Source organism: Geomicrobium sp. JSM 1781026 (assembly GCF_041949955.1).
Lineage (GTDB): Bacteria > Bacillota > Bacilli > Bacillales > Marinococcaceae > Geomicrobium_A.
In genome coordinates this window covers 1-26,981 of sequence record NZ_JBHFQF010000009.1, presented here as the reverse complement: position 1 = coordinate 26,981, position 26,981 = coordinate 1, and the positions used below count along the sequence as shown (strand labels likewise).

The window sequence follows — 26,981 nt, the reverse complement described above, 5'->3', positions numbered from 1 at the left end:
TTAAGAAAGCCCCTCCCTTAATGTATTACCGACTCAAGGTCAGATATGATTGGTGGGATATTCGAATTCAAACCATCATAACTTCGCACAACTTGGCCTTCGTCGTTAATTAAGAAGAAGTCGGTCGTATGAATAATATCGGGATCTGCTGGATCGTTTAATACAGTAGAGTGAAAAGATTCTTCAACAAACTGTTCAATCTCATTAGGGTCGTACCCAGTTAAGAAGTCCCAGTTTGAGAAATCTACATTGTACTGCTCCCCGTATGTTTGCAAGACGTCAGGGGTATCGGTGGCTGGGTCGACAGTAAAAGAGACAAAGGATAATTCAAGTCCTTGTTCCTCAGATGCTTCTTGGATTTCAGCCATATTTGGCGTCATCATGTTGCAGATCGTCGGACAGTCGGTGAATGTCATCGTCGCTAACCAGTATGAGCCGTGAAAATCTTCGTCAGTAACAGCCTCTTCGTCTTGGTTCACAAAAGAAAACGATGAAACGTACAAGGATTGTTCACTGAGGTCGCGAGCAACCTCAGCCGTTGTTTCATTGGAAGGCGTGAAAAATGACGCACACCCCCCAAGTATGAGACCTACAAGTAGAGGGAGAACATAGGTGAAAGACTTTTTCATGTATTTTCACTCCCTTTCTCGTTGTCCTCGTCTACATATTCTGGGAGTTCGATTTGAACGACGGTCCCGACGCCTAAGCGTGAAGATACGGTAAATGTCCCTCCGTGTTTCTTAACAATCTCATCTACAATGGCGAGTCCAACCCCACTACCCCCATCAGATCTTGAACGGGCACTGTTGACGCGGTAAAATCGTTCTTTAATATGCTGAACTTTCTCCTCTGGAATACCGACACCTTCATCTAGAATGGTGAAGAGATAGCGATTATCAAATGTTTTTAAAGTAACCTGTATGGAGGATGATTCGTCAGAATAGTTTATGGCGTTATCCAATAGGTTGCGAACGACTTGTGCTAACCTCTGCGTGTCACCATGTATGATGCAACTGTCATCAATGTCCCGGTGAATAACAATGTTCTTCTCATCGGCAACTTGTTCAGCTCGATTCAAAAGATCATGAACAATCTGGGCAAAAGCTACCGGTTCAAAGTGGAGCTCATACGTATCACTTTGTAGTTTGGTAAGATCTAATAGGTCATTGGCTAAATGAAGCATCGATTCCGCTTCCTGCCGAATAATGGGAATCCCGTCTTCACTTTTTATTATCCCTTTTTCAATTCCTTCTGCGTACCCTTTAATGTAACCAAGAGGTGAACGTAATTCATGAGATACGTTACCGATGAATTCTGTACGGTTCTTTTCTTCCGACTGAAGTGTGCCTGCGAGATGGTTTAACGATTCACCAAGCTGGTTGATTTCATTGGTTTTGGACGTGGCAGTTATGCGAGCATCATACTCACCATTTGCCATCCGTAGAGCGGCTCTTTCCATTTTCTGAATCGGTGTAATCATTTCTTTTGAGATTAATTTCCCGGTTATAAAAAATAAAGTGACGAACATGAAAAGCAAACCTAAGCCTACAGTACGAAGTTCTGATAGAGGTTCGTAAATGCTCGTGAGGGGTTGGGACAGTAAGATCATCCCTGTGAATTGTTCATTTTCTATGAGAGGAACAACGACACCGAGCACTTCTTGATCGTAGCTTGGGTGCGTACGAATAATTTCGATGGTTTTTCCAGATAGCAATTCGTTCTGCTCGTCCGAGGTAAAGAATTCAATCATAAGGTTGTCTCTGCTGTCGGGTTCGAGTAGAGGGTGCTCTTGATCAAAGTAGAACACATCGGCACCGGAGCTTTGGTCGGTCCATTGCACACGCCACAAAAAGGAACTCTCTGAGTCGTATCCATAATAGATGGATGCAAGTTCTTCTCCCGACTCAGTCAGTGATTGAATTTGTTCGTCGACATATAGCCGTTCATATAAGTACGAGGCGACGTATACGCTGAGTAGCGCTAACATAAGGAATACAGCAATGAGCGTTATCCAGATGCGTGTTCGCAATGAGTGGTGGCGTTTATTCATGTTTCCTTTTGAAATTTGTAACCCACTCCCCAAACGGTCTGTATTAAATGTTTCGCGGATTGTAGTTTTATTCGTAATGTTTTTATGTGTGTATCTACTGTTCGCAAATTTCCCTCTGTCATATCCTTATCCCAAAGCAACTCGTGAAGGTGGTCTCGAGAAAATACTTGCGCAGGGTGTTCGGCAAGAAATACTAACAGATCAAATTCTTTCTTTGACAAGGAAATATGCGCTTTGTCATTCGTAACGGTTCGTGACTCGACATCAATAACAAGGTTGTCCACTTTAATGAGCGTCCGCTCGTTTTGATGACCTAAACGTCGAAGAACTGCGTGAATTCTAGCTACGAGTTCGTCTAGGCCAAACGGTTTGACAATATAGTCATCAGCACCTAATTGAAGCCCCCGTACTCGTTCTTCTTGTTCCCCACGAGCGGTAAGCATAATGATCGGAATGTCCGATCGGTGTCTAACTTCTTGGCACAGTTCAAAGCCGTCCATACCCGGCATCATTACATCCATAATGACAAGATGGATCGACGACGTGCGAAGTTTTTTAAGGGCAGCCAAACCATTCGTTGCACGTTCGACGTTGTATCCGTTTGATATTAATACTGAAGTTACGAGGTTTAATAATGGCTCCTCATCGTCTACGACGAGAATCGTCTTTCGTTCACTCATGGTAGCCTCCTTCTCATTTCAACTGCATTATAGCTAATTTTTCACTAGATTGTACAACGTGATGAGTTAGTAAATGTTTCTACTTGTAGTGTACGCACGATTTGTGAAGAAATTGTGTGGCATAAAAGCCAGAATTGAAGATTTCACATAGACTTCACAACGCTTATTTAGGATGGATATACATGCGGTAGGGGTCTCTATGGAAGGCAAACGCTATCAAAACCGTTAGGCCACTACATCGCAGAACAACGAACAATCTTTACAAAAGTGGTAGATGAGGGGAGCGTACCGATGGCAAAAAAATCAAAACAGATGAATGTGCAAGTAATATGGCGCTGGCATTTATATGCAGGTCTACTATTGGTTCCTTTTTTGCTCGTACTAGCGATTACAGGGGGAATTTATCTTTTTAAATGGGATATAGAAGCTGCAATCTATGCTGATTATTACGAAGTAGAAGCGTCTGGAGAGACGCTACCACCTGAGGAGCAAGTAGAAATTGCAGCGGATGAACACGGCGGAGAAGTGGTTAGATATCGGCCTGGGGAAGATGCCAATCGCTCTGCTGAAGTAGGAATTGTTGATGAAGCGGGTGAGTCGTTAACGGTGTTTGTCAATCCTTATACGGGGTCGATTCTCGGTACGTTGCAAGATCGCGATCGTGTGATGGATCGGTTGGCTGACTTACATAGTGAACTTATGGCAGGGACAACTGGAGATCGAATTGTCGAACTCGTCGCTTGTTGGACAATTATTATGATTGTGAGTGGCCTGTACTTATGGTTTCCTCGTAAAAAAAATAAAGTTCAAGGAGTGATCGTTCCCCGCTTTAGAAAAGGTAAACGCACACTCATTCGTGATTTTCACGCGGTGCCAGCATTTTGGCTTTCCGGAGGGATGATTTTCTTACTCGTCACTGGCTTATTGTGGACCGGCTTTTGGGGGAATGGGGTTCAACAACTAGTAACGAGCACAGGTGCAGGGTATCCACCTTCAATATGGGTTGGTTCTGCTCCTGAATCTGAAGTCATATCTGAAGATGTAGCTGATGTGAGTTGGGCTGCAGAAAATCTGCCTGTACCAGAATCACAATATATTGCAGGATTTGAACAAGTATCCATTACCGAAGTGACGAGGGTGGCAAAACAGCTCGATATTCATCCGACATACGATATCTTCTATCCAAGTGGACAAGAAGGAGTTTTCACACTTTCTGTCTTCCCGCACCGAGCTCAAGATGAAGCAACCGTTCATATCGATCAATATAACGGTGCGGTTTTGGCCGATTACCGATACGATGATTATGGAACGATAGGTAAAGCGATGGCGCTTGGCATTACGATTCATAAAGGATTACAATTTGGGTTTTGGAATCAGATAGCCGGACTGCTCGTTTGCGTAGGGATGGTGGTCATGATTTTAAGTGGTTTTTGGCTATGGAAACGCAGGAAGCCAACGACCCATTCTGGTGCACCGAGATCAATCCGAATTACCGAAGCGAGAGGGATATTGACGATTCTCCTCATCTTTGCCGTCATCTTCCCACTTGTTGGTTTGTCTCTTGTCGTCGTTTATCTCATTGATCGCTACATCATTCGAAAGAGCAAAACGTTGCGAACATGGCTCAATGTTCAAGAGGAGGAACACCATGCGTAGAGGAATGATCGTGGGCTTCCTACTAGTAATGTTGTCGGGTTGTTCAATGGTGGAACGGTTCGTGGACGCCAACAATCATGATGACTACAATGACAGGGAAAGACTCGTTGTAGATATGATGACAAATGAGATTGTCACCGCAAACGAACAGCAACGCCTCTCTGTTCAAGTGACAGCAGACTACATTCCTGTCGTTGATGCAGAACATGTCGGTATCCGCATTTGGCCGGTATTAGCAGGGGAAGAAGAAGCAGATGAGTACGAGCTCTTCCACCATACGATGGGCGTGTATGAAACAGAAGTAGAAGTCTCTCGGGAAGGCCTGTATTACGCGGAGGCCGTCGTAGAAATCAATGACCAAAAGCTACGACCGAAAAAATATTTTGCCGTCGGTCGTCTCTATCAAGAGGAAGTACTTTTGTTAATGGAAAATGGATCAGAGGAATCGGGAAATGAAGATCATAGCGCTCATCACTAGATAAAAAATTTAAAAGGCAGTTGACAAAATAAATTTTGTCTATATAATAAAAGAAAATTCATAACTAAATATTTCTTATCCAGAGAGGTGGAGGGACTGGCCCTTTGAAACCTCGGCAACAGGCTTACTCTTAAGCACTGTGCCAATTCCTGTAGCATGTATGCTGCGAAGATAAGAAGAGCCTAAACGGGATAAAGACCAACCATCCTCTCTTCTTATTTTAAGAAGGGAGGATTTTTCGTTTCCAAAAGGATACGGTTGAAGAGATTTTTATCGTTAAAACTAAGTAAATTTATATGTTAAATAAGAATTTGTCGTTAGAGGGGAATGTAGATGATTACATTTGAAGACGTATCGAAAATATACGAAACAAAAACAGGTGCAATTCATGCGTTGAAAAACGTGAATGTCACGATTGATAAAGGAGAAATACATGGTGTTATCGGCTTGAGTGGGGCAGGGAAAAGCACGCTCATTCGTTGTGTGAATCTCATTGAGCGTCCAACATCGGGGCGCGTGCTCGTGGACGGTATTGACTTGAGTCAGAAATCTGGTAAACAACTCCAAAACCAAAAACAAAACATTGGCATGATCTTTCAACATTTTAATTTGTTGCAATCCCGGACGGTGTTTCAGAACATTGCGATGCCGCTAACCTTACAGAAGAAGTCGAACAAGGAAATAACAGAGCGTGTAGAAGAGTTGCTCCAGTTTGTTGGTTTGGAGCATCATAAACATCATTATCCAGAACAGTTATCAGGTGGACAAAAGCAACGAGTGGGTATTGCTCGTGCGCTTGCTTCAAACCCATCGATCCTGTTGTGTGATGAAGCAACATCCGCACTCGACCCGGAGACGACAAATTCGATTTTGCAGCTCATTAAAGAAATTAATAAACAATATCAAATTACTGTGCTACTCATCACGCATGAAATGTCGGTCATTCAACAAATTTGTGATCGGGTGTCGGTCATGGACGATGGCGAGATTGTTGAGAGTGGTTCTGTTATCGATGTTTTCTCTAAACCGCAAGAAGAAACGACGAAGAAGTTTGTAAAGTCAGTATTTCAAGCCGACATCCCGAGTCGCGTTATGGAAACTGTGAAGACGCAAGATGAGCATTCCAAAGTGATTCAGATTGAGTTTATTGGTTCGTCATCGAGTGAACCGATTTTATCGCAGATGGTAAAGAAGTTCGGAGTTGATGTGAATGTACTGTACGGCAATATTACCGAAATACAACAAGTGCCTTTTGGACATCTCGTCATTCAAATCCAAGGAGAAGAACAAGCGATCGAGCAGGCCATTGACTTTGTATACGAAAACGACCTTTCCCTAAAGGAGGTGGCATAAATGTTAGAAATGCTACCGTCTGCAATCCAGCCGAATATTACGACCGCTCAACTACTGGATGCTTTATATGAAACATTGTATATGGTAAGCATCTCTCTCGTATTTTCGGTTCTAATTGGCGCGGTGTTAGGCGTGATTCTCGTTGTCACAAGAGAAGGGCATATCCTTTCATCACCATTCATTTTTAACCTTTTAAATCCAGTCATTAATGTGTTGCGTTCGATTCCATTTATTATTTTACTCGTTGCAATTATTCCGATTACTCGTGCCATTGTTGGTACGTCGGTCGGAACGACGGCAGCCATTGTGCCCCTTGTTGCCTATGCGGCACCGTATGTTGCAAGACTCGTTGAGAACTCATTGCTTGAAGTTGAACCTGGAATATTGGAGGCAGCTGATGCGATGGGGGCATCGAAAGTACAGGTGATTACAAAGTTTATCTTACCTGAAGCGATGGGCTCGCTCATCCTTACGATTACGACGGTAACCATTGGTCTGGTTGGGGCGACTGCGATGGCGGGTGCGATTGGAGCTGGAGGAATTGGTGACGTTGCGCTCACATACGGGTATCAGCGGTTTGATAATATGACGATGCTCATCACCGTCGTACTGCTCGTCTTAATTGTTCAAGCGGTACAAACATCAGGTAATTATTTTTCGCGAAAAGCAAGAAGAAGATAAAACAGATAGAGGAGAATGCCATAATGAAAAAACAATTGAAATTCGTAGGGGTAACATTTACTGCAGCGGCACTCGTTGCGTGCGGCGATGATGAACAATCACAAACGGAGGCAGGAGCGTTTAGCCCTGATGACCCGGTAACAGTAAAGATTGGCGTGAGCGGGACCGACACGCCGCAGTGGGACTATATTGCTGAACTTGCTGAAGAGGAAGGCATTGAGATTGATTTAATTCGTTTTAGTGATTATGTGCAACCGAATATCGCACTTGCCGAAGAGGAGATTGACGCCAATGCTTTTCAAACCGTTTCTTACTTTGACAACTTTAAAGAAGAGCACGGGTTTGATCATTTAGAAGCCATTGCAGCGACTGTGCTCGCTCCTTTAGGCTTGTACAGCGACGAGTATGAGCGCGTGGAAGACATCCCAGAAGGGGCTGAAATTGCCATAGCCAATGAAGTGACCAATCAAGCGAGAAATCTTATGCTTCTCGAAGAAGCCGGGCTATTAGAGCTAGAAGACGATTTCGGGGTAACGAGTGGGCTTGATGACATTAAAGAGAATCCTTTAAACCTAACACTCACACCTGTTCAACCGGCGAATGCGCCTCGCATCATGGCAGACATTGATGCCGCAATTATTAACAACGGAATCGCTGTAGATGCAGGTTTAAGCCCTCCTGATGATGCCATTGCCATTGAAGATGAGACGGCTACGCCTTATATCAATATTATCGCTGCGCGTGAGGACAATGCTGATGATCCAGCGTTGCAAAAGATTATCGACATTTACCAAAGCGAAGAAGTTGAACAATTTATTTTAGACGAGTATGAAGGTGCAAGTATTCCGACATTTATTTCAGTCGAAGAATTGCTCAATTACCCAAAATAGGAGGTCATTACGATGACGAGAGAAGCGTTAAAACAAACCATTACCGATTACGCAAAAGCGCACCAACAAACCTTTATTACCATTAGTCAGCAAATTCATGCACGTCCGGAATTAGGAAATGAAGAAGTGTATGCATCTGCACGATTATCTGAGCAATTAGAACGTGAAGGGTTCTCCGTCCAACGAAACATTGCGGGACACTCGACTGGATTTATTGCAAAAAAGTCATCTGAAAAACCAGGTCCAACCGTATACTTTCTTGCTGAGTACGATGCGTTGCCAGAAATCGGGCATGCTTGTGGCCATAATATCATCGGGACGACGAGCGTATTGGCAGCCATTCTTCTAGGGCAAATTATTGAAGAAATTGGAGGTACGGTGGCTGTTGCTGGAACGCCTGCAGAAGAAGGTGGAGATAACGGCAGTGCAAAAGCAAGTTTTGTTAATCGAGGGTACTTTGATGATGGCGATGCCGCAATTATGATTCATCCGGGCAAAGAGACGCGCGTGTCTGGTCATTCTCTAGCGGTTGATCCTGTTGATTATCATTTCCACGGACGAACGGCTCATGCATCTGCAACACCTGAAAAGGGAATTAATGCCCTCGATAGTGTGATTCAATTATTTAATGGTATAAACGCATTGCGCGAGCATTTAGCAGACGATATTCGAATTCACGGTGTTATTCCTGATGGAGGAAAAGCGCCAAATGTTGTCCCCGACTACGCTCGAGCTCGGTTTTTCCTGCGGGCGGCTTCAAGGCATGATCTAAATGAAGTAAGGAAGAAAGTTGATCGCATCGCTGAAGGTGCCGGATTCATGAGTGGGGCCGACCTTGAAATTACTGAATTCCAAAACGCTATCGATGAACTGCTACCTAACGATCCATTTAACGAATTATTTTATGACATTTTCACAGAACTTGGTCACGATGTAGAAAAGACACCGTCTCAAGCAGCTGGATCAACGGACACAGGCAATGTGAGTCAAGTTCTTCCTACAATCCATCCTCATATTAAGATCGGCGATAACCTTGTCGGTCATACAAGGGAATTCGCCGAAGCGGCTAGTTCGCCGAAAGGAGACCAAGCGGTCATCGATGGCGGTGTAGGGCTCGCGCTTATTGGATTAGAGTTGTTCCTAGATTCAGAGCGATTAGTAAATATCAAACGAGCTTTCGAAGCGTCTCGAAGCAAGCAAAGTGAGCCATTAAGCATATAAAACCCCTACAATTCTTTGCATAAATGTTTCTTCTGTCGTTCATGATAATGAACAGGGGTGATATTTATCGCACGGAGAATGTCCAAACCGAAAACCCACCGCGCTCGTTCAATGTTCAAAGATAAGCTCGGTGAGATTAACCGTATTGTAAAAGCTGCATACCAAGATGACTCAGAAAGAAGATAACGGCTAGGGCTGCTCCGACGGGGCAGTCCTTTGTTGTAGGGGGCGACGTTGTGAGGTCGAGGAGGGGAGAGTGCACGCATTCGACATGGAAGTGCACGCAATCGACAGGCGAGTGCACGCATTCGACACGGAAGTGCACGCATTCGACAACATCCCCGCGCCTTACTTGATGAATCGTTTCACTAATGTACCCTCCTCCGTGATCGATAACCGCGGTCACTTTTTTAAATTAAAAGGTTGACAGTAAAAAAAAATACGGGTAATCTATAAAACGTAATCATTACGATTTATATACATGTATAGTAAATAGCGACGATCACGGGAGGTTGGGACTTTGAAAAAATTACTTTTTTTAACGATAGCAAGTAGTGTAATACTTACAGCATGTCAAGATTCTGGCGATGAAAGCGATGAAGGCACGACAGACGAGGACCCTTTAGCGGTTTCAACGACGTTATATGCGCTTGAGGATTTCACGAGTCGGATTGGCGGGGAGCATGTAGAGGTCGAGAGCATCTATCCACCTAATGCTGATGCCCATACATTTGAACCTTCATCGAGTGAATTTGTGATGTTGGCAGAACAAGATCTGTTTATTTACTCTGGCGTAGGGATGGAGCCTTTTGCTGATACAGCGGAAGAAGTTCTCGAAGATGAGAACGTCCATGTGTTTGCAGCTGGAGAGAACCTCGATCTTCGTGGTGAGGGGCATCATGAACATGACCACGGGCAGGAGGAAGAAGATCATGATCATAGTCACGACCACGCCCATGAAGAAGACCATGATCATGCACATGATGAACAGCATGCAGATGAGGATGGCCCGGTCATTCAAGGCGTTCAAGCCCACTATCATACAGGTGACACGATCGATGTCCACATTGGCGATGCGGATGACGCCGGCGATGGTGAGTGGCACTGGTACACTCGCACGGATGAAGCTGGTGATTGGCAACGTACGGATGTCGAAGGACTCGAATACTCAGGCGAGGCTACGGAAACGAAACAATTAAAAGCGGTTTTGTACGATGAAGAGGACGAAGTTCTACTTGAAACAAATGAAGTGAGCGTGATTATTGATGATCATGACGAAGAACATGGCGTGGGAGATCCACATGTTTTCCTCGATCCTGTGCTCAGTCAGCAAATTGCTGAAAATATTAAAGAAGTCCTCATTGAATTACGACCAGAACAAGAAGATGATTTTACGGCAAACTATGAAGCACTTATTGACGATCTTGAGCAGTTGGATGAAGCGTTAGCAAGCACTTTTGAGGAAGCCGACCACAACCAGATCATTGTTTCTCACGCAGCATACGGGTATTGGGAAGACCGGTACGGATTGGAGCAATTAAGTGTCCACGGTTTATCATCGACGCAAGAACCTTCACAGTCTGAACTTGTGAACATTGTAACGATTGCCGAGGAGAACAACTTAGACTATGTGATTTTCGAAAACAACGTTAGCTCCACGATTACCGAAGTGATTCAATCTGAGATTGGTGCAGAGAGCTTAGTGCTTCGCAACATGGAGAGCATCTCTCAAGAAGACAGTGATAATGACGAAGATTATGTAAGCATGATGCAAATGAACATTGAGATACTTCAACAAGCGCTAAATGATTAAGTGATTTATATTTTTGGCCACCTATTACAATAATAGGTGGCCAAAAAATTGATGACTAGACGATGCCTTGGGCAATCATTGCATCGGCGACTTTCTTGAAACCGGCAATATTGGCGCCATCTGATAAGTTGTCTTCGCATCGATATTTTCGACCTGATGCTAAACTTTTGTCGAAGATTTCTTTCATAATTTCTTTTAGCTGTGTGTCGACTTCTTCAAATGACCAAGATACGCGCGAGCTGTTTTGTGCCATTTCTAGCGCCGATACGGCAACCCCACCGGCGTTTGCAGCTTTACTTGGCGCAAACTGGACGTTGTTATCACGGAAATGATGAAACGCTTCAAGTGTACAAGGCATATTTGCCCCTTCTGCAACAACGCGCACGCCATTCTCGACGAGGCGTTTAGCGTCTTCCCCGTCTAATTCGTTTTGTGTGGCACAAGGCAAGGCGACATCACAAGCGACTTCCCAAATCTTCTTATCCTCGTAATACTCTGCTTCTGGATGATGCTCTGTATAGGCGTGAATGCGTTTCTTCTCGACTTCTTTAATTTGCTTGATTGTTTCTACGTTGATTCCGTTTTTATCATAGATGTAGCCACTAGAATCATTACAAGCAACGACGATGCCTCCGAGTTCAACCGCTTTTTCCATCGCATAGATGGATACTTTACCAGCTCCGGAAACGACAACTCTTTGCCCTTCTAATGTCTTGTTTTCTTCTTTGAGCATATTCTCAACAAAGTACACGACACCGTAGCCTGTCGATTCCGTGCGGGTGAGGCTACCGCCGATGTCGATTTCTTTACCGGTAAAAGCACCGGCCTCTTTTGTGCCGTTAATCTTCTTGTATTGCCCAACCATATAGTTGATTTCTCTGCCGCCGACGCCAATATCTCCTGCTGGAACGTCAACATTTGGGCCGATATATTTTGCTAACTCGCTCATGAAACTTTGAGTAAATCTCATAATTTCTGCATTGGATTTGCCTTTAGGATTAAAATCGGCACCGCCTTTTCCTCCGCCGATTCCTTGACCTGTAAGTGAGTTTTTGAAGATTTGTTCGAAGCCGAGAAATTTGATGATGCTGCTGTTTACGGAAGGGTCAAAGCGAAGACCGCCTTTATACGGACCAAGAGCAGCATTGAATTGGACGCGGTACCCGCGGTTCACTTGAACCGTGCCCTCATCATCGACCCAAGGGACACGAAAGGTAATGAGGCGGTCAGGCTCGACCATTCTCTCTAAAATCCCAAACTTCTGATACTTCGGGTGCTCAGCGAGTAGAGGAACGAGAGACTCGAGGATCTCCTCTGTCGCTTGCTGAAATTCTTCTTCGTGGGGATTTCTCTCTTTTACAGATGCGAGAACCTGATCGACATAGGCTTGCGCTTGTTCTTTAGACATTTGAACCACCCTTTCACTAGGACAATTTATCGAAAAGTTGGCTTCAGTATAACATAGTAAGTTACATCAACTAGTGAAATTGCTCGGTATAGTTCAATGCTATGGAGGAGAAGGAAACTATTGATTCATAAGACGTAACCTTCGACATAAAAGTACATAGAATCGGCTGATAGGCATGTAAATTTCATCGTGATATATTTTTACTATTACTAATAGTCTAAAAAGGAGGAATGCTGATGTATAGCAACGGGCTGAAGAAGTTGATGATGGTTTTTATGTGCTTTTTAGTCGTGTTTAGTTTGATTCCATCGGGTATAAGTAGTGCAACAGAGCATGATATTTCCGAATATTTGGAATTAGAAAAGAAACTCGAACAAGAGGAGACTTCTCAAGATGTTGACGAACCTTATACCCATGTGCAAGGAGGGTTAGAAGAATGGGTGGAAATGTCTGAAGGGGACGCGGTAGACCGTGAGCGTACGGATAAGGTTGATCAAGATGTACAGGAAGCTTTTGAATCAGAAGATGATGTGAGCGTGATCGTACATATAGAAGATGGTGAAAGCGAAGAATTTTTAGATGACGCTCAAGCAATTAATCATCGAGCAGAACGCATTCAAACGATTATTGACCAACTTACAGACAGAGCAGAGACGACACAAACAGAAGTGTTATCGGCGCTAGAGAACTTGGCGAGTCAAGGAGAAGCGAGTGAAGTTGCTTCATTATGGATTATTAATGCCATTTCTGTGCGTGTTACAGAAGCTGCACTTGCTGAAATAAAGCAACTTCCAGATGTGTCTCATATTACTAAAGAAGAGACATTTACTGTACCAGAGGTGGAGGTAGAAACAGAGCCGCGCCTTCCTGAATGGGGATTAGAAAAAGTATATGCACCTGATGTATGGGAGACGTACGGCATTGAAGGAGATGGCGTAGTTGTCGGCATTATGGACACAGGTGTTGAAGGTGACCATGAAGCACTCCACGAAAACTACCGTGGCTCAGCAAATAATCACGACTATTCATGGGCAGACTTTTCATCGAATGGATATGCAGATCCTCAAGATGGTCATGGCCACGGCACACACGTTGCAGGTACGGCAGTTGGGGGCAATGACGGGGAGCCGATCGGTGTCGCTCCAGGAGCTGAGTGGATTGCTGTAAAGATTTTTAATGATAGTGGGTCTGCCACAGAGACAGGCATTCATCAAGCGTTTCAATGGTTTCTCGCGCCAGGTGGTGACCCAGAGATGGCGCCTGATGTAGTGAACAACTCATGGGGAAATGCGAATACGTACGCGACCACATTTCTAGAAGGGGTACGAGCTTGGGAAGCCGCCGGGATTTTCCCGTTGTTTTCTGCAGGCAATGAAGGACCAGGAGGGGGAACGATCGGTTCTCCAGCGAGTTTCCCTGAATCGTTTGCTATAGGAGCAACAAATCGATTGGATCAGATTGCCGACTTCTCAAGTCGAGGGCCGGTAGTGTGGGACGGAGAATCTTACATCAAGCCGGAAGTGTCTGCGCCAGGTGCGCAAATCTATTCTGCGTGGCCAGGGGGAGGGTATCATACGATTAGTGGGACATCAATGGCAGCGCCCCACGTTGCCGGCGTCACTGCTCTCATGATTGAAGCCAACCCAGACATGACGATCCAAGACATTCGAAACGTATTAAAAGATACCGCAAGGGCAGAAACACATATGGGCAACTTGCCGAATGTCATTTACGGAGAAGGGATTGCGAACGCCTATCAAGCGGTAACCATCGCAGGTTACGCAGGCACTGTCGAAGGAACACTTACCGATTCTGATGGTAACGCAATTCCCGGCAGCATCGAAGTCGAACAAGAGCAAATCCACGTGGATACGAACGATGACGGGACGTTTTCTTTTTCAATAAGAGAAGGCAGTCACGTCGGACTTGCTCGAGCATTCGGGTATGAGACGAGTGAATTTTCTTTTGAAGTGACACGTGGGGAAACAGTTGAATTGAACGTCACCTTAAATGAAACAGCACAGACGGATCTCTTAGGATTAATCGTCGATGAAGACGGGGAAGGGGTACCCGCTGCGAGGATTCGGGTGCAAGATGCGCCAATCTCTGCCGTTTGGACAGATGATAACGGGGCATTTACGATTCGTAGTTTGCCTTTAGGTGTATACACGTTGAGTGTGAGTGGGCAGGGCATTGTTAACACAACATACGAAGTGGATGTTGCCGCTACCGATGAAGTGACGATTACCGTCCAGCGAAGTGAAACATCGGAGCAGCCGTACTGGCAAACGAGAAATCAGAATGTTGAAAGAAATGCCGTTGCGGATGCACATGTTGATCCATCCTTTTTAGACTTAGCGTGGGAATCATCAGCGCCGGGAAGAACGATTTTCTCCTCACCGGTTGCGAATGAGGACACGATCGTTTATACGACTGATGCGGGCTATGTGCATGCTGTGGATCGTGATCGTGAAGAAACGAGGTGGTCGTACCGTACGCAAAGTTTGAATCGTTCTACGCCGACAATTGCCGGTGATTATGTGTATGTAACAGGAGGACAGAATCAACGGCTATATCGTATTCATCTCGATACCGGGGTCGTGGATTGGGAAATTGTTCTCGACAATGTGCCGATTTATGAGTCACCTCTGTATCATGACGGTGTTTTATATTTAACGTCGAACATTAGTGGAAACACGACGGTCGTGGCGATTCAAGCTGAGGATGGCAGTGAATTGTGGCGAGCCGAAGTTCAAGGGGATACGTACTTTGGTGCGGCGATTGCCGAGGAACAATTGGTCGTAGGTTCATACTCAGGCAGAGCGATTTATGCGTTGTCTCTTGAAGATGGGTCTGAAAACTGGCATGTACAAACGGGTAGCCAAGAAGGGTTTGCGGCAACGCCTGCAGTGAAAGATGGCACAATTTATGCGTTTAGTACGAATTTCTCAGCAAATGGGACCCTTTATGCGATCGAAGCGAATAGTGGAACTGTTCTATGGGAAGTTGATGGAATGGGTGATACGCAAGCCGCTGGACCGGTAGTCGCTGGATCAGTTGTGATTGCGAGTTCCGCAACTGTAGGTGGTGTACGGGGATTTGATACCGACACGGGTGAAATGATTTGGGAAAACCGTGAGGTGGGTACAACGGTGAACAACGGGGCAATGGACGGGAGCGGCACCTTTTACTTGTCCGACAATACGAACACATTGACAGCCATTGATAGTGCGAATGGGGAAAGTCTCGGTCAATGGGGAATAGGTGCAGCAAGTAGCTCCGCCCCAGCCATTCTTGATGGGAACTTATTTATGACGACTCATGATGCACTCCTTTCATTTGTGTCCCCAGGTATGCTCACTGGTGTGATTGCTGATGAGTCTGGTGAAGCTCTTCAAGGTACGGTTCGCGTTGTGGGAACGGATCAAGTGGTCACCGCGGACGAGCAAGGGGAGTTTCTTCTCGAAGTATTGCCTGGAGAACATGAGGTGCGTGTCGGTGCGTATGGATACGAGCAGGTTATCGAGACGCTCGAGTTTCGATCTGGGCATATTTATGAGCAGGAGTATTCCTTGGCGCCGGTTGGAGATGGAAGATTTATCGGTACGGTTACTGATGAACGAACGGGAGAACCGATTTCTGGTGTCGAGTTCTCATTACAAGATACTGAAATGGATTGGACAACCAATGAATCAGGCCGATTTGAGTTAGAAGATATTGCTGCCGGAACGTATACAGTAACAGCAAAAGCAGGTGGATATGAAGATTTTCAGTCAGAAGTGACGATTGTTGAAGGGCAGCGAAAAAGAGTGGATTGGCAAATGGCACCTTTTGATATTGCTGTGTTAAACGACTACGAGTCAGCAATAACAGATCTAATTACGCAGCAAGGGTACCGTGCCGAAGAGCGTGAGTGGGATGGTTTTGTTGATGACATTGAGCGCTATGAAGTGGTGTACCTGAACGGGGCATATGGTTCAGGAGGCTGGCAACCGAGTGATGAGGAAGTACGAGATTTAATTGATAAGGCGAATGCCGAAGATGTTGACCTTGTGTTCGCTGATACGTGGGGACCGAGTTATGGATCGATTCAACATCTCGTCGAGTACTACGGGGATCCTGACTCACATCAATCAAATTATGGATCGACTTCTCTTACATTAGAGGTACAACAAGCTCATCCGATATTGCAAGGGTTAGCGCCAGGGGACCGGTTACCCTTTGCAAGTAGTGCAAACGCATCGTGGTTTAACGGGTACAGCGGCATCCATTTGGGAGATATTGAGAGTGGTTTGATCGGGACTGCAGGAACTGGCGTTGCTTACAAACCTGTGTCTGAAGAGAGCGCACATGTGCTGTTATCAACATTTACAGCAGCGAGTTGGAACCAACCTCAACAACATTGGCTACATGGCCAACACGAAGTGTTGCTCGCAACGTTGGATTATTTATTAGATGAAGAAACACGATTTGGAGAACTGCGCGTAACGATCGTGGATACGAATGGGGATCCTTTACAAGCAAGAACGACGGTTCGTGAAACAGGTTTGCAAACGACAGCTGATCGTGACGGTGAAGCCGTGTTGCATCATGAAGAAGGTGAATTTACTGTAGAAGTTCGTCATTCGGGGTATGAGATCGAAACCGTTGACGTTGACTTTGTTTACGGAGAAGCCGTTGTAATAGAAGTGGAGATGGGCGAATCTGACGGCAGTCAGATTATTGGGGACGTCGTGAACGCGCAAACCAACACTCCGCTAGAAGGGGCTACATTGCAGCTGCGTGATGAAGGTGGGGAGGTCATTCAAGAAACGACGTCCGATGGAGAGGGATCCTATGTCTTTACTGAGCTAACAGAAGGCGAATATCAATTAACGTCACAACTCGAATCATTTGTCCACTTCGAGACGACAGTTACGGTCGCGTCTTCCTCGGTTGAGCAACAAATCTTCATGGAGCCGGTACCGAGCGTCGCCATTATAGGAGACCGTGCGATTGGTAATGATCACTTACAAGCCATTTTCGAGGAAGTTAATATCGATGCAGAACGGTACAGTTCAACAGCTGACATACTAGAAACCGTCGGAGACTATGATGTGGTTTGGTTTAACAATGAAACCAATGTCAGTGCATCAGACTTTGCCGCTTTTGAAGAAGCAGCGATAGCGAGGGAAACGAGCGTAGTGTACGGAGACACTTATTTTAGTGGTGGTGGAATTTCGCATCTTCATAACCACCGGGACCATCCTGGGGAACGTACGAGAGTTGACCATCGTCAAACGGCTGCTGAGTATGTTGTTGAAGACGAACATCCGATTTTTGCTAACGAAACAGGCAATATTGGACTGTTAACGCCAACCGCGAGCAGAGTAACTGCGTTTAATGAGTATGATGGATTCTCCCTTGCTCAGGTGGCACATGTAGGTGAAGCGCCTCACGGAACAGGTGTGGCGTTCACGCCGACATCACCGGAGAGTGTTGAACTTCTCATGAGTGCTCATGCCGTTGAGATCGCCAAGTCTGGTGATGATTATACGGCATCCGGGAAGGACATGTTCATCGACGCAACCCTTTGGGCCGCGTACGAACAGTTTTACGAAGTAGCAGGAACGGTAACCAATGAAAATGGCGAAGCCATTCGCGCGGATGTGACGGTTTCAATCGATGATGCGACGCTCGCAGATCGAACAGCTGAAGATGACGCTTCTTTCACCATCCCATCCATTGCTGGTGAAGCAAATGTGCGCGTGGAGGCATTTGGTTATGCGACAGAAGAAATTGAGGTAAGCATAAATGAAGATCTTGAGATGCTGGATATCGTGCTACAAACGGCTGAAGATGCGGGTAGCATTCAAGGCAGTGTGAATCAACTTTTTGAGTACGGTGCGATTGCAAATGTAGAAGTATCACTCCGGCCAACAGACCGCACTACGGTAACGAATGCTGAAGGGAGCTTCAGATTTGACGCAGTAGAGCCAGGTTCTTATACCGTTTCTTTGTATAAAGAAGGGTTGTTGCGTGAAGAAGTTGATGTGGATGTAGCTCCGAATGAGAATGTCCAGTTAGAAATAGGGATGCGGAGCTCACCAACTGTAGGAATTATTGTTGATCGGTCATCAGGAACTGGTCCTAACCTGAGCAGTTATTTACAATATCAAGGGTACGAAACTGAAGATTTTCTATATACGGACACAGAAATGATTGAAGAAGTGGATCTCGTATTTGCCAATTCTGATTTCAATAACCAGCTCATTCCGAGCGAAGAGGAGTTTATCCGCTTTACAGAAGCATTAGATGCGTCTCGTACTCCTGTGATTTGGACAGGTCAACATGGTGGCAGAGGAAGCATTCGTTATCTCGTAGATTATATGAATGATCCTGAAACCGAGTACCGGGGAAATGTGGCCGGTGAGAATACAGCTTTAGTGACAGCAAATGATCACCCAATCTTTGAAAATGTGGATGAGACATTTACATTTACGAATCAATCCAACTACTATTACGGTTTTGATGGGTACAGTGGCAACATCTTAGCTGAGCAAACAAAAGAAGGCGTGGACAACATCGGTAGCATGGTCGGGATGAAAGGGAGGACAGCAGAAAGTATCGAAATTCTGCTGGCAGGTATGACCATTAATACTCACTTCTATCCTGGGCATGAGAACTATGATGACAATCGCGCGCAAATTATTGATAACGCGATTCTTTATGCAATCGACACAGAAGAAAGTTATGCAGGCGAAATTCAAGGGACGCTCATGAACAACTTCGGTACACCGGTCCAAGGTATCATTCACATTGAGGAGACTGGGGATGAAGTAGAAACACGTGATAATGGCGAATTTTTTGTCGCGTTGCCTGAAGGCACGTACACTCTTCATTTCTCTGCGTTTGGGCATCGAGATGTTACGTATGAACAATCGATACAAAATGGTGACATTATTGAGCAAGTATTTGAAATGGAAGCGGATCAATCAGGGCAACTGATCGGTGAAGTATTAGGAGCAGGAGAACCGTTAGAAGGGGTAGTTGTCGACGTTATAAACAGTGGTGTTACAACATCGACGGGAGAAGACGGCACATTTGCCGTAACACTTCCGGAAGGAAATTACGATATTCGTTTTTCTAAAGAAGGATTTCAACCTGTAACAGAGCAAGTAACGATCATTGAGGGAGAGGAGACGTCAGTACAAATCAATCTATCAGGGGCAGAAGATGTTGCGCTGTTTGCCTCTCCTGTAAATCATGATCGTTTAGGACCATTGCTTGCAGAAGAAGGTTATGATGTGTCCGAGTATACAAGGGATCAAGTTGAACAGCTGACAGAACAAGCAGGTGAGTATGAGGTGATTATTATGAATGAAGCGCCTGCACCTGCCTCAGAACAAGCGTTTCAACAATTGATTCAAGCAGCAGATGATGCGGAGACGAGTCTCGTGTTTTTAAGTCAATTTGGAGCGAGTCCGATTAATGCGTTGCGTGATTATACTGGGAACCCGGGTAACACGTCTCAAGGGTTTGTAGCGAATACCGTTCGTTTTGAAGTGGCCGAAGAGCATCCAATTTTTGCAGGGTTTGATGAAGGAGAGCAAATTGATGTGCTTCATAACGCGAGTGGGAACCAACAGTATGCGGTATTTAATGACTACGATGGACAAGTGATTGCAAGTAGCGTAGGCTCTGAGCAACAAGAGCTCGGTTCTAGCATCGGATACGAATTCCGTTCAAGTAACCATGTTCATTTGCTTATGGCAGGACTCGCATCGTCCACATACGGTCATCCGAATCATCGCTGGACAGAAGATGCAAAAACGATATTCATTAATGGGATTCAATGGGCTTCACAATCGGCATCTTCAGAAATTGTGGGTGTCGTCACAGACGAAGACGGTGAGAGGTTGGAAGGCGCAACCGTGCGTATTGATACGCTTGATCGTCAGACTGTAACAAATGAAGAGGGTGAGTATCAGCTTAGTGTTGCAGCAGGTGATTACACAATCCGAGCGGAGCGAGACGGCTATGAATACGAAGAAAAGCAAGTGACTGTCGCAAGTAATAGTGAATCAGTAGAAGTGAACTTCACATTGCAGTCACTGCCGGTTATGCAAGTGTCGGGTGTTGTTACAGATGGTACAACGGGGGACTCGTTACAAGAAGTGAGCGTAGTATTGGATAACGGAGAAACAAGAAGTACCGAAACAAACGCTGGTGGAGAGTACGTATTCGAAGGATTGGTAGCAGGATCTTATACAGTTGAATTCCACAAAGAAGGTTACATGAATGTGGTGAGAGAAATCACTCTAGAAGATGGGAATGACGAAACGGTAAATGTGGAACTGTCAGCATACGATGTTGCTGTTGTTGGTGATTACCGAGGAGAGGTAAGCACGTTCTTACAGCAACAAGATATCGCAGCAGTGTCGGTTCAAGCAGACAGAGAATTCAACGTAGAGGCGTTTGAACTTGTGATTGTCAATGAAGCGCCAGATGCTTCTCAACTCCAACAAATCATTGATCGTACGGACGCTGCCAATGTGAGTCTCGTCCTGTTGGATACGTGGGGGAATAGTGGCACGTTCCAAGCATTAAGCGAGATCTTTGACGGGTTCCATCGAGACGAGCAAGGTTACGGTGAAGGGGCAGTTTCGATCCAGACCGAAGACCATCCAATCTTTGCGTCGTTTGCCGATGAGCAAATAGAGATTCTAGCTGAAGGAAGTCCGTACGCAACGTTTGCAGGTTATGAAGGAACCGCAAGTGGGCAAGTTGTTGTCGGTGATACGGAAAAAGGTACAGGGTTTGGGCATGAATACCGAAGTAAATTTCATGTACACGTATTACTTTCTATGTTTGCCGTCAATAACATGACAGGCCCTGAACGAGGGTGGACGACAGATGGAAAAGACTTGTTCCTTGAAGCCGTTAATTGGGCGAAGGAAGCAGAAATGGATGAAGTGCCGCTACCTAACGCACCGGTTTGGAAAGAAACATCAGGTGAATACCGCGAACGTTCCATAATTGTAGAAGGCACAGCCGATCCGAATACACGGATTGAAATCTACGCAGGTGAAGAGCGATTGGAAGCGGTATACAGTGACGAGCATGGCGTGTTTTCTACCAGGTTAACACTCGCTCCTGGTGAGTATGTACTTCATGCAGAAGCTGTAAACGAATCAGGCAGTGTTCGATCCGATGATGAAATGGTCATTACAGTGTTACCGGCAATCGAGCTGCCAGATCCAAGGCCTTCCGATCAAGATGACGCCGCTTAACAAAATAGCGACGTGAAATTGAAGAAAATCCCCCCTGAATCATCGGATGATTTAGGGGGATAGTGTGGTGAAGATTCGTTCGGCTTCTGCGCTCGAACCGAATTGGCCGATACTAGGGTTTAACGATCTAGACCTAATAACCTCACGCTTTTAAAGAATTAGAAATAAACAGTGCATCCCGCACACTTCCGCATTGATCTGAGTGAGTAATGCAAGAGTGAACTCACGCTAGTCAAGTATACGAAGAAGTGTGCGTTTGCATTCGTTCTCTACCGAGATTAAGGTAGTGTTTGCTTTCATATATCTCTAGTTGAATGGTATTTGGGAATCATTAGGAGATCGGTGATCTAGATCGCTTTTTCGCGATCTGCTGAACATTCAGTGGTGAAGGCTCCTCATTTTTGTGATTTTTAGGTGGATGGTAATCTAGATCGTTTGGGAGCACCACAGGTCGCCTCATATTAGCTAGTCTATGAAGCTTCGTTTCTCCACCGAAATCTTCCCTGTGTATTCATATAAAACCTCTGGTGCTAGCAACCAGAGGTGCCAAAGAAAAACCTAAACGGTCTTAGGCATGATTCATGCCGATATTTTCTATATCGAACCCTCTCAATAACGGTAGTAAAAACTAAGCGATCGTTTAAATGTTCCAAGCTTTCATTAGGCTTGAGAGTGCGTCTGGAAGTTCGTGTTCAGCTAAAGATCCGAACCCAAAGACAATTCGTGCATGCTTATACTCTGGTGCGGTTAGAGAGTAATAGGAGAGTGGGTAAACTTTCAAATGTTCTCGTTCTGCAGCTTCAACCAATTCATTTTCAGTCATGTGATTCTTAACAACAAGAACGATGTGTAAGCCGGAATGCTCACCAATGATTTGCAATGTATTCTCGTACGGTCGCAACAATTGTATAACGGTATCTAATTTACGACGATAGATTTTTCGCATGCGATTGAGATGTTTCTCGAAGTCACCCGTTTTCATAAATGAAGTGAGAACGTGTTGATCGATTCTTGATACGGTAGAGTGATAGTCAGAAAATGCGTTTTCGTAACGGTCAGATAGTGGCTGCGGCATGACCATATAGCTAATTCGGGCAGACGGAATTAACGACTTGGAAAAGGATCCTAAGTAGATTACCTTGCCGTCTTGATCCATGCTTTGCAAAGATGGGATTGTTTTCCCTGTATAGCGAAATTCACTATCGTAATCATCTTCAATTATGTATCGACCGCTCTTGTCTCGTGCCCAGTCTAGTAGCTGCTTTCTTCTATTAATTGAAAGCACTGAGCCGTATGGGAAATGATGTGATGGGGTCGTGCATACAACATCGATTGTGGAGTCTATAATATCATCCACACGTATTCCTTTGTCGTCGACAGGAATGGGTTGGAGTTTATGGGCGTAATTTTTGAGCAGTTTTGGCATTAATTGATACCCAGGATCTTCAATGCCGAACGTTTGCTCATCGCTGAGCAATAAAAACAATTGTTGAACTAACACTTCAATTCCTGCCCCGACAACAATTTGATCGACGGAGCAGGCAACGCCTCTAGAATGATAAAGATAAGAGGCAATCTCTTCGCGAAAGGACCGCTCCCCTTTCCCATCACCGAGCAATAGCAAATCGTGATTGGACTCTTCCATCGTGTTTCTAAAATGTTTGCGCCACTTGTCATAAGGAAATTGGCGGCTGTCTATCTGTGCAGGGTGAAACGTGTAACGATGGGCGTGTTTCTTTGAAGGATACGATGCGGCTACACTACTGGTCGGTGCTACATATTCCAAAGATTCAAATGCTTGTACGAAATATCCCTTGCGAGGAAGTACGGCGATGTATCCTTCCGCGTGTAACTGTTCATAGGCGGTTTCAATTGTATTCTGACTAATTTTAAGGAAGGTCGCTAGCTTTCTTTTGGACGGAAGCTTTGAGTTGTAAGCGATTCTGCCAGAAATAATTTCATTTTTTATGTGTGTGTAAAGCTGCTCATATAGAGGCGTTGTGCTCGTTCGGTCCAGTTCACACCAAAGTTGATCCATTGTTTTCACCTGACCCCATCAAAAATTAAAAAACTGACACTTATAACAATACCAGATGTCTTTTATACTTTGAAGCATCAATCACTTACATACTATGGAGGCGTTACGATGGATAAGTTCGTCGGTACAGATCGTGTGAAACAAGGGATGGCACAAATGCAAAAGGGCGGCGTCATTATGGACGTTGTGAATGCGGAACAGGCAAAGATTGCTGAAGAAGCAGGGGCAGTTGCGGTTATGGCTTTAGAAAGAGTACCTTCGGATATTCGTGCAGCTGGAGGCGTTGCTCGAATGGCTGATCCTAGAATTACTGAAGAGGTAGTGAATGCTGTTTCGATCCCGGTCATGGCGAAAGCAAGAATTGGTCATATCGTGGAAGCGCGTGTATTAGAAGCAATGGGCGTTGATTATATCGATGAAAGTGAAGTTCTTACGCCTGCAGATGAAGTTTTCCATTTAAATAAGCGAGAGTTCACTGTTCCGTTCGTATGTGGTGCAAGAGATTTAGGGGAAGCGTCAAGAAGAATTGGCGAAGGTGCGTCGATGATTCGTACGAAAGGGGAACCTGGGACAGGAAACATCGTAGAAGCTGTACGCCATATGAGAAAAATGCAAGCACAGATCAAGCAAATCGCTAATATGTCGACAGATGAGATTATGACAGAAGCGAAGAATATTGGTGCGCCGTATGAATTGTTGCTTGAAATTAAAGAAAAAGGCCACTTGCCTGTTGTGAACTTTGCCGCAGGAGGCATTGCCACTCCTTCAGATGCTGCATTAATGATGCAACTTGGCGCAGATGGTGTGTTTGTCGGATCGGGCATATTCAAATCCGATCACCCTGAGAAGTTTGCCCGTGCAATTGTTGAAGCGACCACTCACTTTACAGACTACACGCTCATTGCTGAGCTATCTAAAGATCTCGGTACTGCAATGAAAGGACTTGAAATCTCTACATTGGCACCTGCAGATCGTATGCAAGAGAGAGGTTGGTAATGTCAACGATTGGTGTGCTTGCCTTGCAAGGAGCGGTAGACGAACACATTCGCATGATTGAAAAGAGTGGTGCAAATGCGATCGCTGTGAAGCGAGTAAGCCAACTTGAAGAGATCTCAGGGTTAATCATTCCTGGGGGAGAGTCTACTGCCGTGAGAAGGCTCATTGACAAATATCACTTTTTTGAACCGTTGCAAGCCTTTGCGAAATCGGAAAAACCAGTGTTTGGTACGTGTGCGGGTTTAATATTAATGGGAAGAGATCACCTGCGTCTCATGGATATGGAAGTCGAGCGAAATGCTTTCGGACGACAACGAGAAAGTTTTGAAGTGAAACTACGGGTGAAAGGTGTTGCAGAGGAAGTTGAAGCAGTTTTTATTCGAGCGCCTCTTGTCAGAGCTGTCGGTGCATCCGTCGATGTATTGAGTACGTACAATGATGAAACTGTTGCTGTTCAGGAAGGGAATTTTTTAGCTTGCTCATTCCATCCCGAGCTCACAGATGACTTGAGTATGCACCGGTTGTTTGTGGAAATGGTTGAAAATGCATGTACTGTGTAAACGTTGACTGCCTCATCGCTACTAAATTATAGCGGTGAGGCAGTTTTTGCAACGAGTGTCGCTAGTTAACGTCAGTTTTGATGTAAGGAGCTGGTGATGTTGAAAAGGTGGTTTGTACCAATCATTTTTGTCGCGTTTCTACTCGGATGTGGGCCAAGTACCGAAAGTGCCGACACTGCAGTTATTCATCAAATGGAGTCATTTCACAATGTTGCACCCGATTCTTCTATTAAAATTGAAGATCGTGATGTCTTACGATCCATGCAACGCTGGATAAATAGCGGTAGTGCTGAACGTGGAGCCGTCGATACGACTGATCCTCATTTCAAAGTTGAGTTCCCAGAGGAATCTTTTTATATTTGGACGACACCAAAAGGGGGTAGTATAATGGATACAGAAGATACCCATACGCTCCACTCAATGACAAACTGGGGGAATGAAAACATGCGTGACTTCCTCAAACAATACTTCACGTTGGAAGATGAATAGGTTAGTAATGTTGAGTGGGAATTATTAGATTTCGCGAAAAGGGTTGCATAACTTCTGTGCAACATGCTATATTAATGCATGTCGAAAAGATGACATACACCATTCATATGCGCCCGTAGCTCAATTGGATAGAGCGTCTGACTACGGATCAGGAGGTTAGGAGTTCGACTCTTCTCGGGCGCGCCATTTTCTTCATTAATATAGAGATTCGCCGTTCAGCTCTATGGTCTTCTTGGAAAGGAACAAGAAGGTCGAGGAAACAAAGGAGCGAGAGAGTGAGCGTACACCGTACGCGACTCGAACGAACGAGTGCAGATGACGAAGAGATTCGCCGTTCAGCTCTGTGGTCTTCTTGGGAAGGAACAAGAAGGTCGAGGAAACAAAGGAGCGAGAGAGTGAGCGTACACCGTACGCGACTCGAACGAACGAGTGCAGATGACGAAGAGATTCGCCGTTCAGCTCTATGGTCTTCTTGGAAAGGAACAAGAAGGTCGAGGAAACAAAGGAGCGAGAGAGTGAGCGTACACCGTACGCGACTCGAACGAACGAGTGCAGATGACGAAGAGATTCGCCGTTCAGCTCTGTGGTCTTCTTGGGAAGGAACAAGAAGGTCGAGGAAACAAAGGAGCGAGAGAGTGAGCGTACACCGTACGCGACTCGAACGAACGAGTGCAGATGACGAAGAGATTCGCCGTTCAGCTCTATGGTCTTCTTGGAAAGGAACAAGAAGGTCGAGGAAACAAAGGAGCGAGAGAGTGAGCGTACACCGTACGCGACTCGAACGAACGAGTGCAGATGACGAAGAGATTCGCCGTTCATTTTCAAGAAGAACGGGAAGTAGCTCAGCTTGGCAGAGCACTTGGTTTGGGACCAAGGGGTCGCAGGTTCAAATCCTGTCTTCCCGACCATGATTGCCTAAATACATACTTACATTCATGCGGGTGTAGTTTAGTGGTAAAACCTCAGCCTTCCAAGCTGATGATGTGGGTTCGATTCCCATCACCCGCTCCATTTAAGAAAATGGGCCTGTAGCTCAGCTGGTTAGAGCGCACGCCTGATAAGCGTGAGGTCGGTGGTTCGAGTCCACTCAGGCCCACCATCTAAAAACTTTTGAAATAAAGTATTGACGGTGGTTGTTAGGAAATGTTACATTAGAATTCGCGCTTCGGAAACAACCGACAAGCCGAAAAAACACCACGAAAAAGTTATTGACACTACATTGACTGAGTGGTAAGATAGAAAAGTCGCCAAAACAGCGACAGCGCAACGATTGCCCTTTGAAAACTGAATGAAAGATAAGCGAATTAAAGCAATAAAAGCTAGCGCTTCTATTAAAGAAGCACGAGCCTCGTTGGCACCCCCGTGCTGACGAAAAAAGGAACACTTTCAATGGAGA

The 26,981-nt window shown here is 45.2% G+C and carries 16 protein-coding genes, 4 tRNA genes and 1 riboswitch; of the genes, 15 read left to right on the top strand and 5 right to left on the bottom strand.

Annotated elements, in window-relative coordinates:
• Positions 1–17: 17 nt before the first annotated feature.
• The 3 genes from ACE1TF_RS15610 to ACE1TF_RS15600 are packed head-to-tail and all read right to left on the bottom strand — an operon-like array spanning position 18 to position 2,730.
• A complete protein-coding gene (locus tag ACE1TF_RS15610; RefSeq protein ID WP_375018137.1) occupies positions 18–629 on the bottom strand; it encodes an SCO family protein in 612 nt (203 codons plus the stop codon).
• Complete coding sequence (locus ACE1TF_RS15605) at positions 626–2,050, bottom strand: sensor histidine kinase (RefSeq protein ID WP_375018135.1); 1,425 nt, start codon at positions 2,048–2,050, stop codon at positions 626–628. Before ACE1TF_RS15605 ends, ACE1TF_RS15610 begins: the two co-directional genes overlap by 4 nt.
• Positions 2,047–2,730 (bottom strand): response regulator transcription factor, encoded by a 684-nt coding sequence (locus ACE1TF_RS15600; RefSeq protein ID WP_375018133.1) that lies wholly within the window; start codon positions 2,728–2,730, stop codon positions 2,047–2,049. The genes ACE1TF_RS15605 and ACE1TF_RS15600 overlap by 4 nt, the downstream gene beginning before the upstream one ends.
• Positions 2,731–3,021: 291 nt before the next feature.
• On the opposite strand from ACE1TF_RS15600, the gene ACE1TF_RS15595 reads away from it, so the two are divergent.
• The 7 genes from ACE1TF_RS15595 (at position 3,022) to ACE1TF_RS15565 (ending at position 10,822) form a co-directional block, all read left to right on the top strand.
• The gene (locus tag ACE1TF_RS15595) at positions 3,022–4,386 is read left to right on the top strand and encodes a PepSY-associated TM helix domain-containing protein (protein WP_375018131.1); all 1,365 of its coding nucleotides are present in this window, start codon (positions 3,022–3,024) and stop codon (positions 4,384–4,386) included.
• A complete protein-coding gene (locus ACE1TF_RS15590; protein WP_375018129.1) occupies positions 4,379–4,864 on the top strand; it encodes a FixH family protein in 486 nt (161 codons plus the stop codon). The genes ACE1TF_RS15595 and ACE1TF_RS15590 overlap by 8 nt, the downstream gene beginning before the upstream one ends.
• Before the next feature lie 72 nt (positions 4,865–4,936).
• Positions 4,937–5,042, top strand: a riboswitch (SAM riboswitch).
• Positions 5,043–5,197: 155 nt separating this feature from the next.
• Positions 5,198–6,217 carry a methionine ABC transporter ATP-binding protein gene (locus tag ACE1TF_RS15585; protein ID WP_375018127.1) on the top strand — a complete coding sequence of 340 codons (1,020 nt, stop codon included), beginning with the start codon at positions 5,198–5,200 and terminating at the stop codon, positions 6,215–6,217.
• Positions 6,218–6,898 (top strand): methionine ABC transporter permease, encoded by a 681-nt coding sequence (locus tag ACE1TF_RS15580; RefSeq protein WP_375018125.1) that lies wholly within the window; start codon positions 6,218–6,220, stop codon positions 6,896–6,898.
• 23 nt (positions 6,899–6,921) lie between these two features.
• The gene (locus ACE1TF_RS15575) at positions 6,922–7,788 is read left to right on the top strand and encodes a MetQ/NlpA family ABC transporter substrate-binding protein (protein WP_375018123.1); all 867 of its coding nucleotides are present in this window, start codon (positions 6,922–6,924) and stop codon (positions 7,786–7,788) included.
• A 12-nt stretch (positions 7,789–7,800) separates the two neighbouring features.
• Positions 7,801–9,009, top strand: a complete 1,209-nt coding sequence (locus ACE1TF_RS15570) for a M20 family metallopeptidase (protein WP_042401420.1) — start codon at positions 7,801–7,803, stop codon at positions 9,007–9,009.
• Positions 9,010–9,529: 520 nt separating this feature from the next.
• Positions 9,530–10,822 (top strand): metal ABC transporter solute-binding protein, Zn/Mn family, encoded by a 1,293-nt coding sequence (locus tag ACE1TF_RS15565; RefSeq protein ID WP_375018121.1) that lies wholly within the window; start codon positions 9,530–9,532, stop codon positions 10,820–10,822.
• A 55-nt stretch (positions 10,823–10,877) separates the two neighbouring features.
• Here ACE1TF_RS15565 and gdhA read toward each other — a convergent pair whose 3' ends face one another.
• Positions 10,878–12,230, bottom strand: coding sequence for an NADP-specific glutamate dehydrogenase (gdhA, locus tag ACE1TF_RS15560; RefSeq protein ID WP_042401422.1), 1,353 nt, complete (start codon positions 12,228–12,230; stop codon positions 10,878–10,880).
• Positions 12,231–12,466: 236 nt separating this feature from the next.
• Here gdhA and ACE1TF_RS15555 point away from each other — a divergent pair, with 236 nt between their 5' ends.
• Positions 12,467–21,502 carry a carboxypeptidase regulatory-like domain-containing protein gene (locus ACE1TF_RS15555; RefSeq protein WP_375018118.1) on the top strand — a complete coding sequence of 3,012 codons (9,036 nt, stop codon included), beginning with the start codon at positions 12,467–12,469 and terminating at the stop codon, positions 21,500–21,502.
• Positions 21,503–22,142: 640 nt separating this feature from the next.
• Here the strand turns inward: ACE1TF_RS15555 and pdxR are convergent.
• The gene (pdxR, locus tag ACE1TF_RS15550; RefSeq protein WP_375018116.1) at positions 22,143–23,540 is read right to left on the bottom strand and encodes a MocR-like pyridoxine biosynthesis transcription factor PdxR; all 1,398 of its coding nucleotides are present in this window, start codon (positions 23,538–23,540) and stop codon (positions 22,143–22,145) included.
• A gap of 108 nt (positions 23,541–23,648) precedes the next feature.
• On the opposite strand from pdxR, the gene pdxS reads away from it, so the two are divergent.
• The 7 genes from pdxS to ACE1TF_RS15515 all read left to right on the top strand — a co-directional run bounded on the left by pdxS (position 23,649) and on the right by ACE1TF_RS15515 (position 26,684).
• A complete protein-coding gene (pdxS, locus tag ACE1TF_RS15545; RefSeq protein WP_042401441.1) occupies positions 23,649–24,536 on the top strand; it encodes a pyridoxal 5'-phosphate synthase lyase subunit PdxS in 888 nt (295 codons plus the stop codon).
• Complete coding sequence (pdxT, locus tag ACE1TF_RS15540) at positions 24,536–25,096, top strand: pyridoxal 5'-phosphate synthase glutaminase subunit PdxT (RefSeq protein ID WP_375018113.1); 561 nt, start codon at positions 24,536–24,538, stop codon at positions 25,094–25,096. Before pdxS ends, pdxT begins: the two co-directional genes overlap by 1 nt.
• A 99-nt stretch (positions 25,097–25,195) precedes the next feature.
• A complete protein-coding gene (locus ACE1TF_RS15535) occupies positions 25,196–25,585 on the top strand; it encodes a hypothetical protein (RefSeq protein ID WP_375018111.1) in 390 nt (129 codons plus the stop codon).
• Between the two features lie 109 nt (positions 25,586–25,694).
• Positions 25,695–25,771, top strand: a tRNA-Arg gene (locus ACE1TF_RS15530).
• Positions 25,772–26,416: 645 nt separating this feature from the next.
• A tRNA-Pro gene (locus tag ACE1TF_RS15525) sits at positions 26,417–26,493 on the top strand.
• A 29-nt stretch (positions 26,494–26,522) separates the two neighbouring features.
• Positions 26,523–26,596 (top strand) — tRNA-Gly (locus tag ACE1TF_RS15520).
• A gap of 11 nt (positions 26,597–26,607) precedes the next feature.
• Positions 26,608–26,684 (top strand) — tRNA-Ile (locus tag ACE1TF_RS15515).
• Positions 26,685–26,981 lie beyond the last annotated feature (297 nt).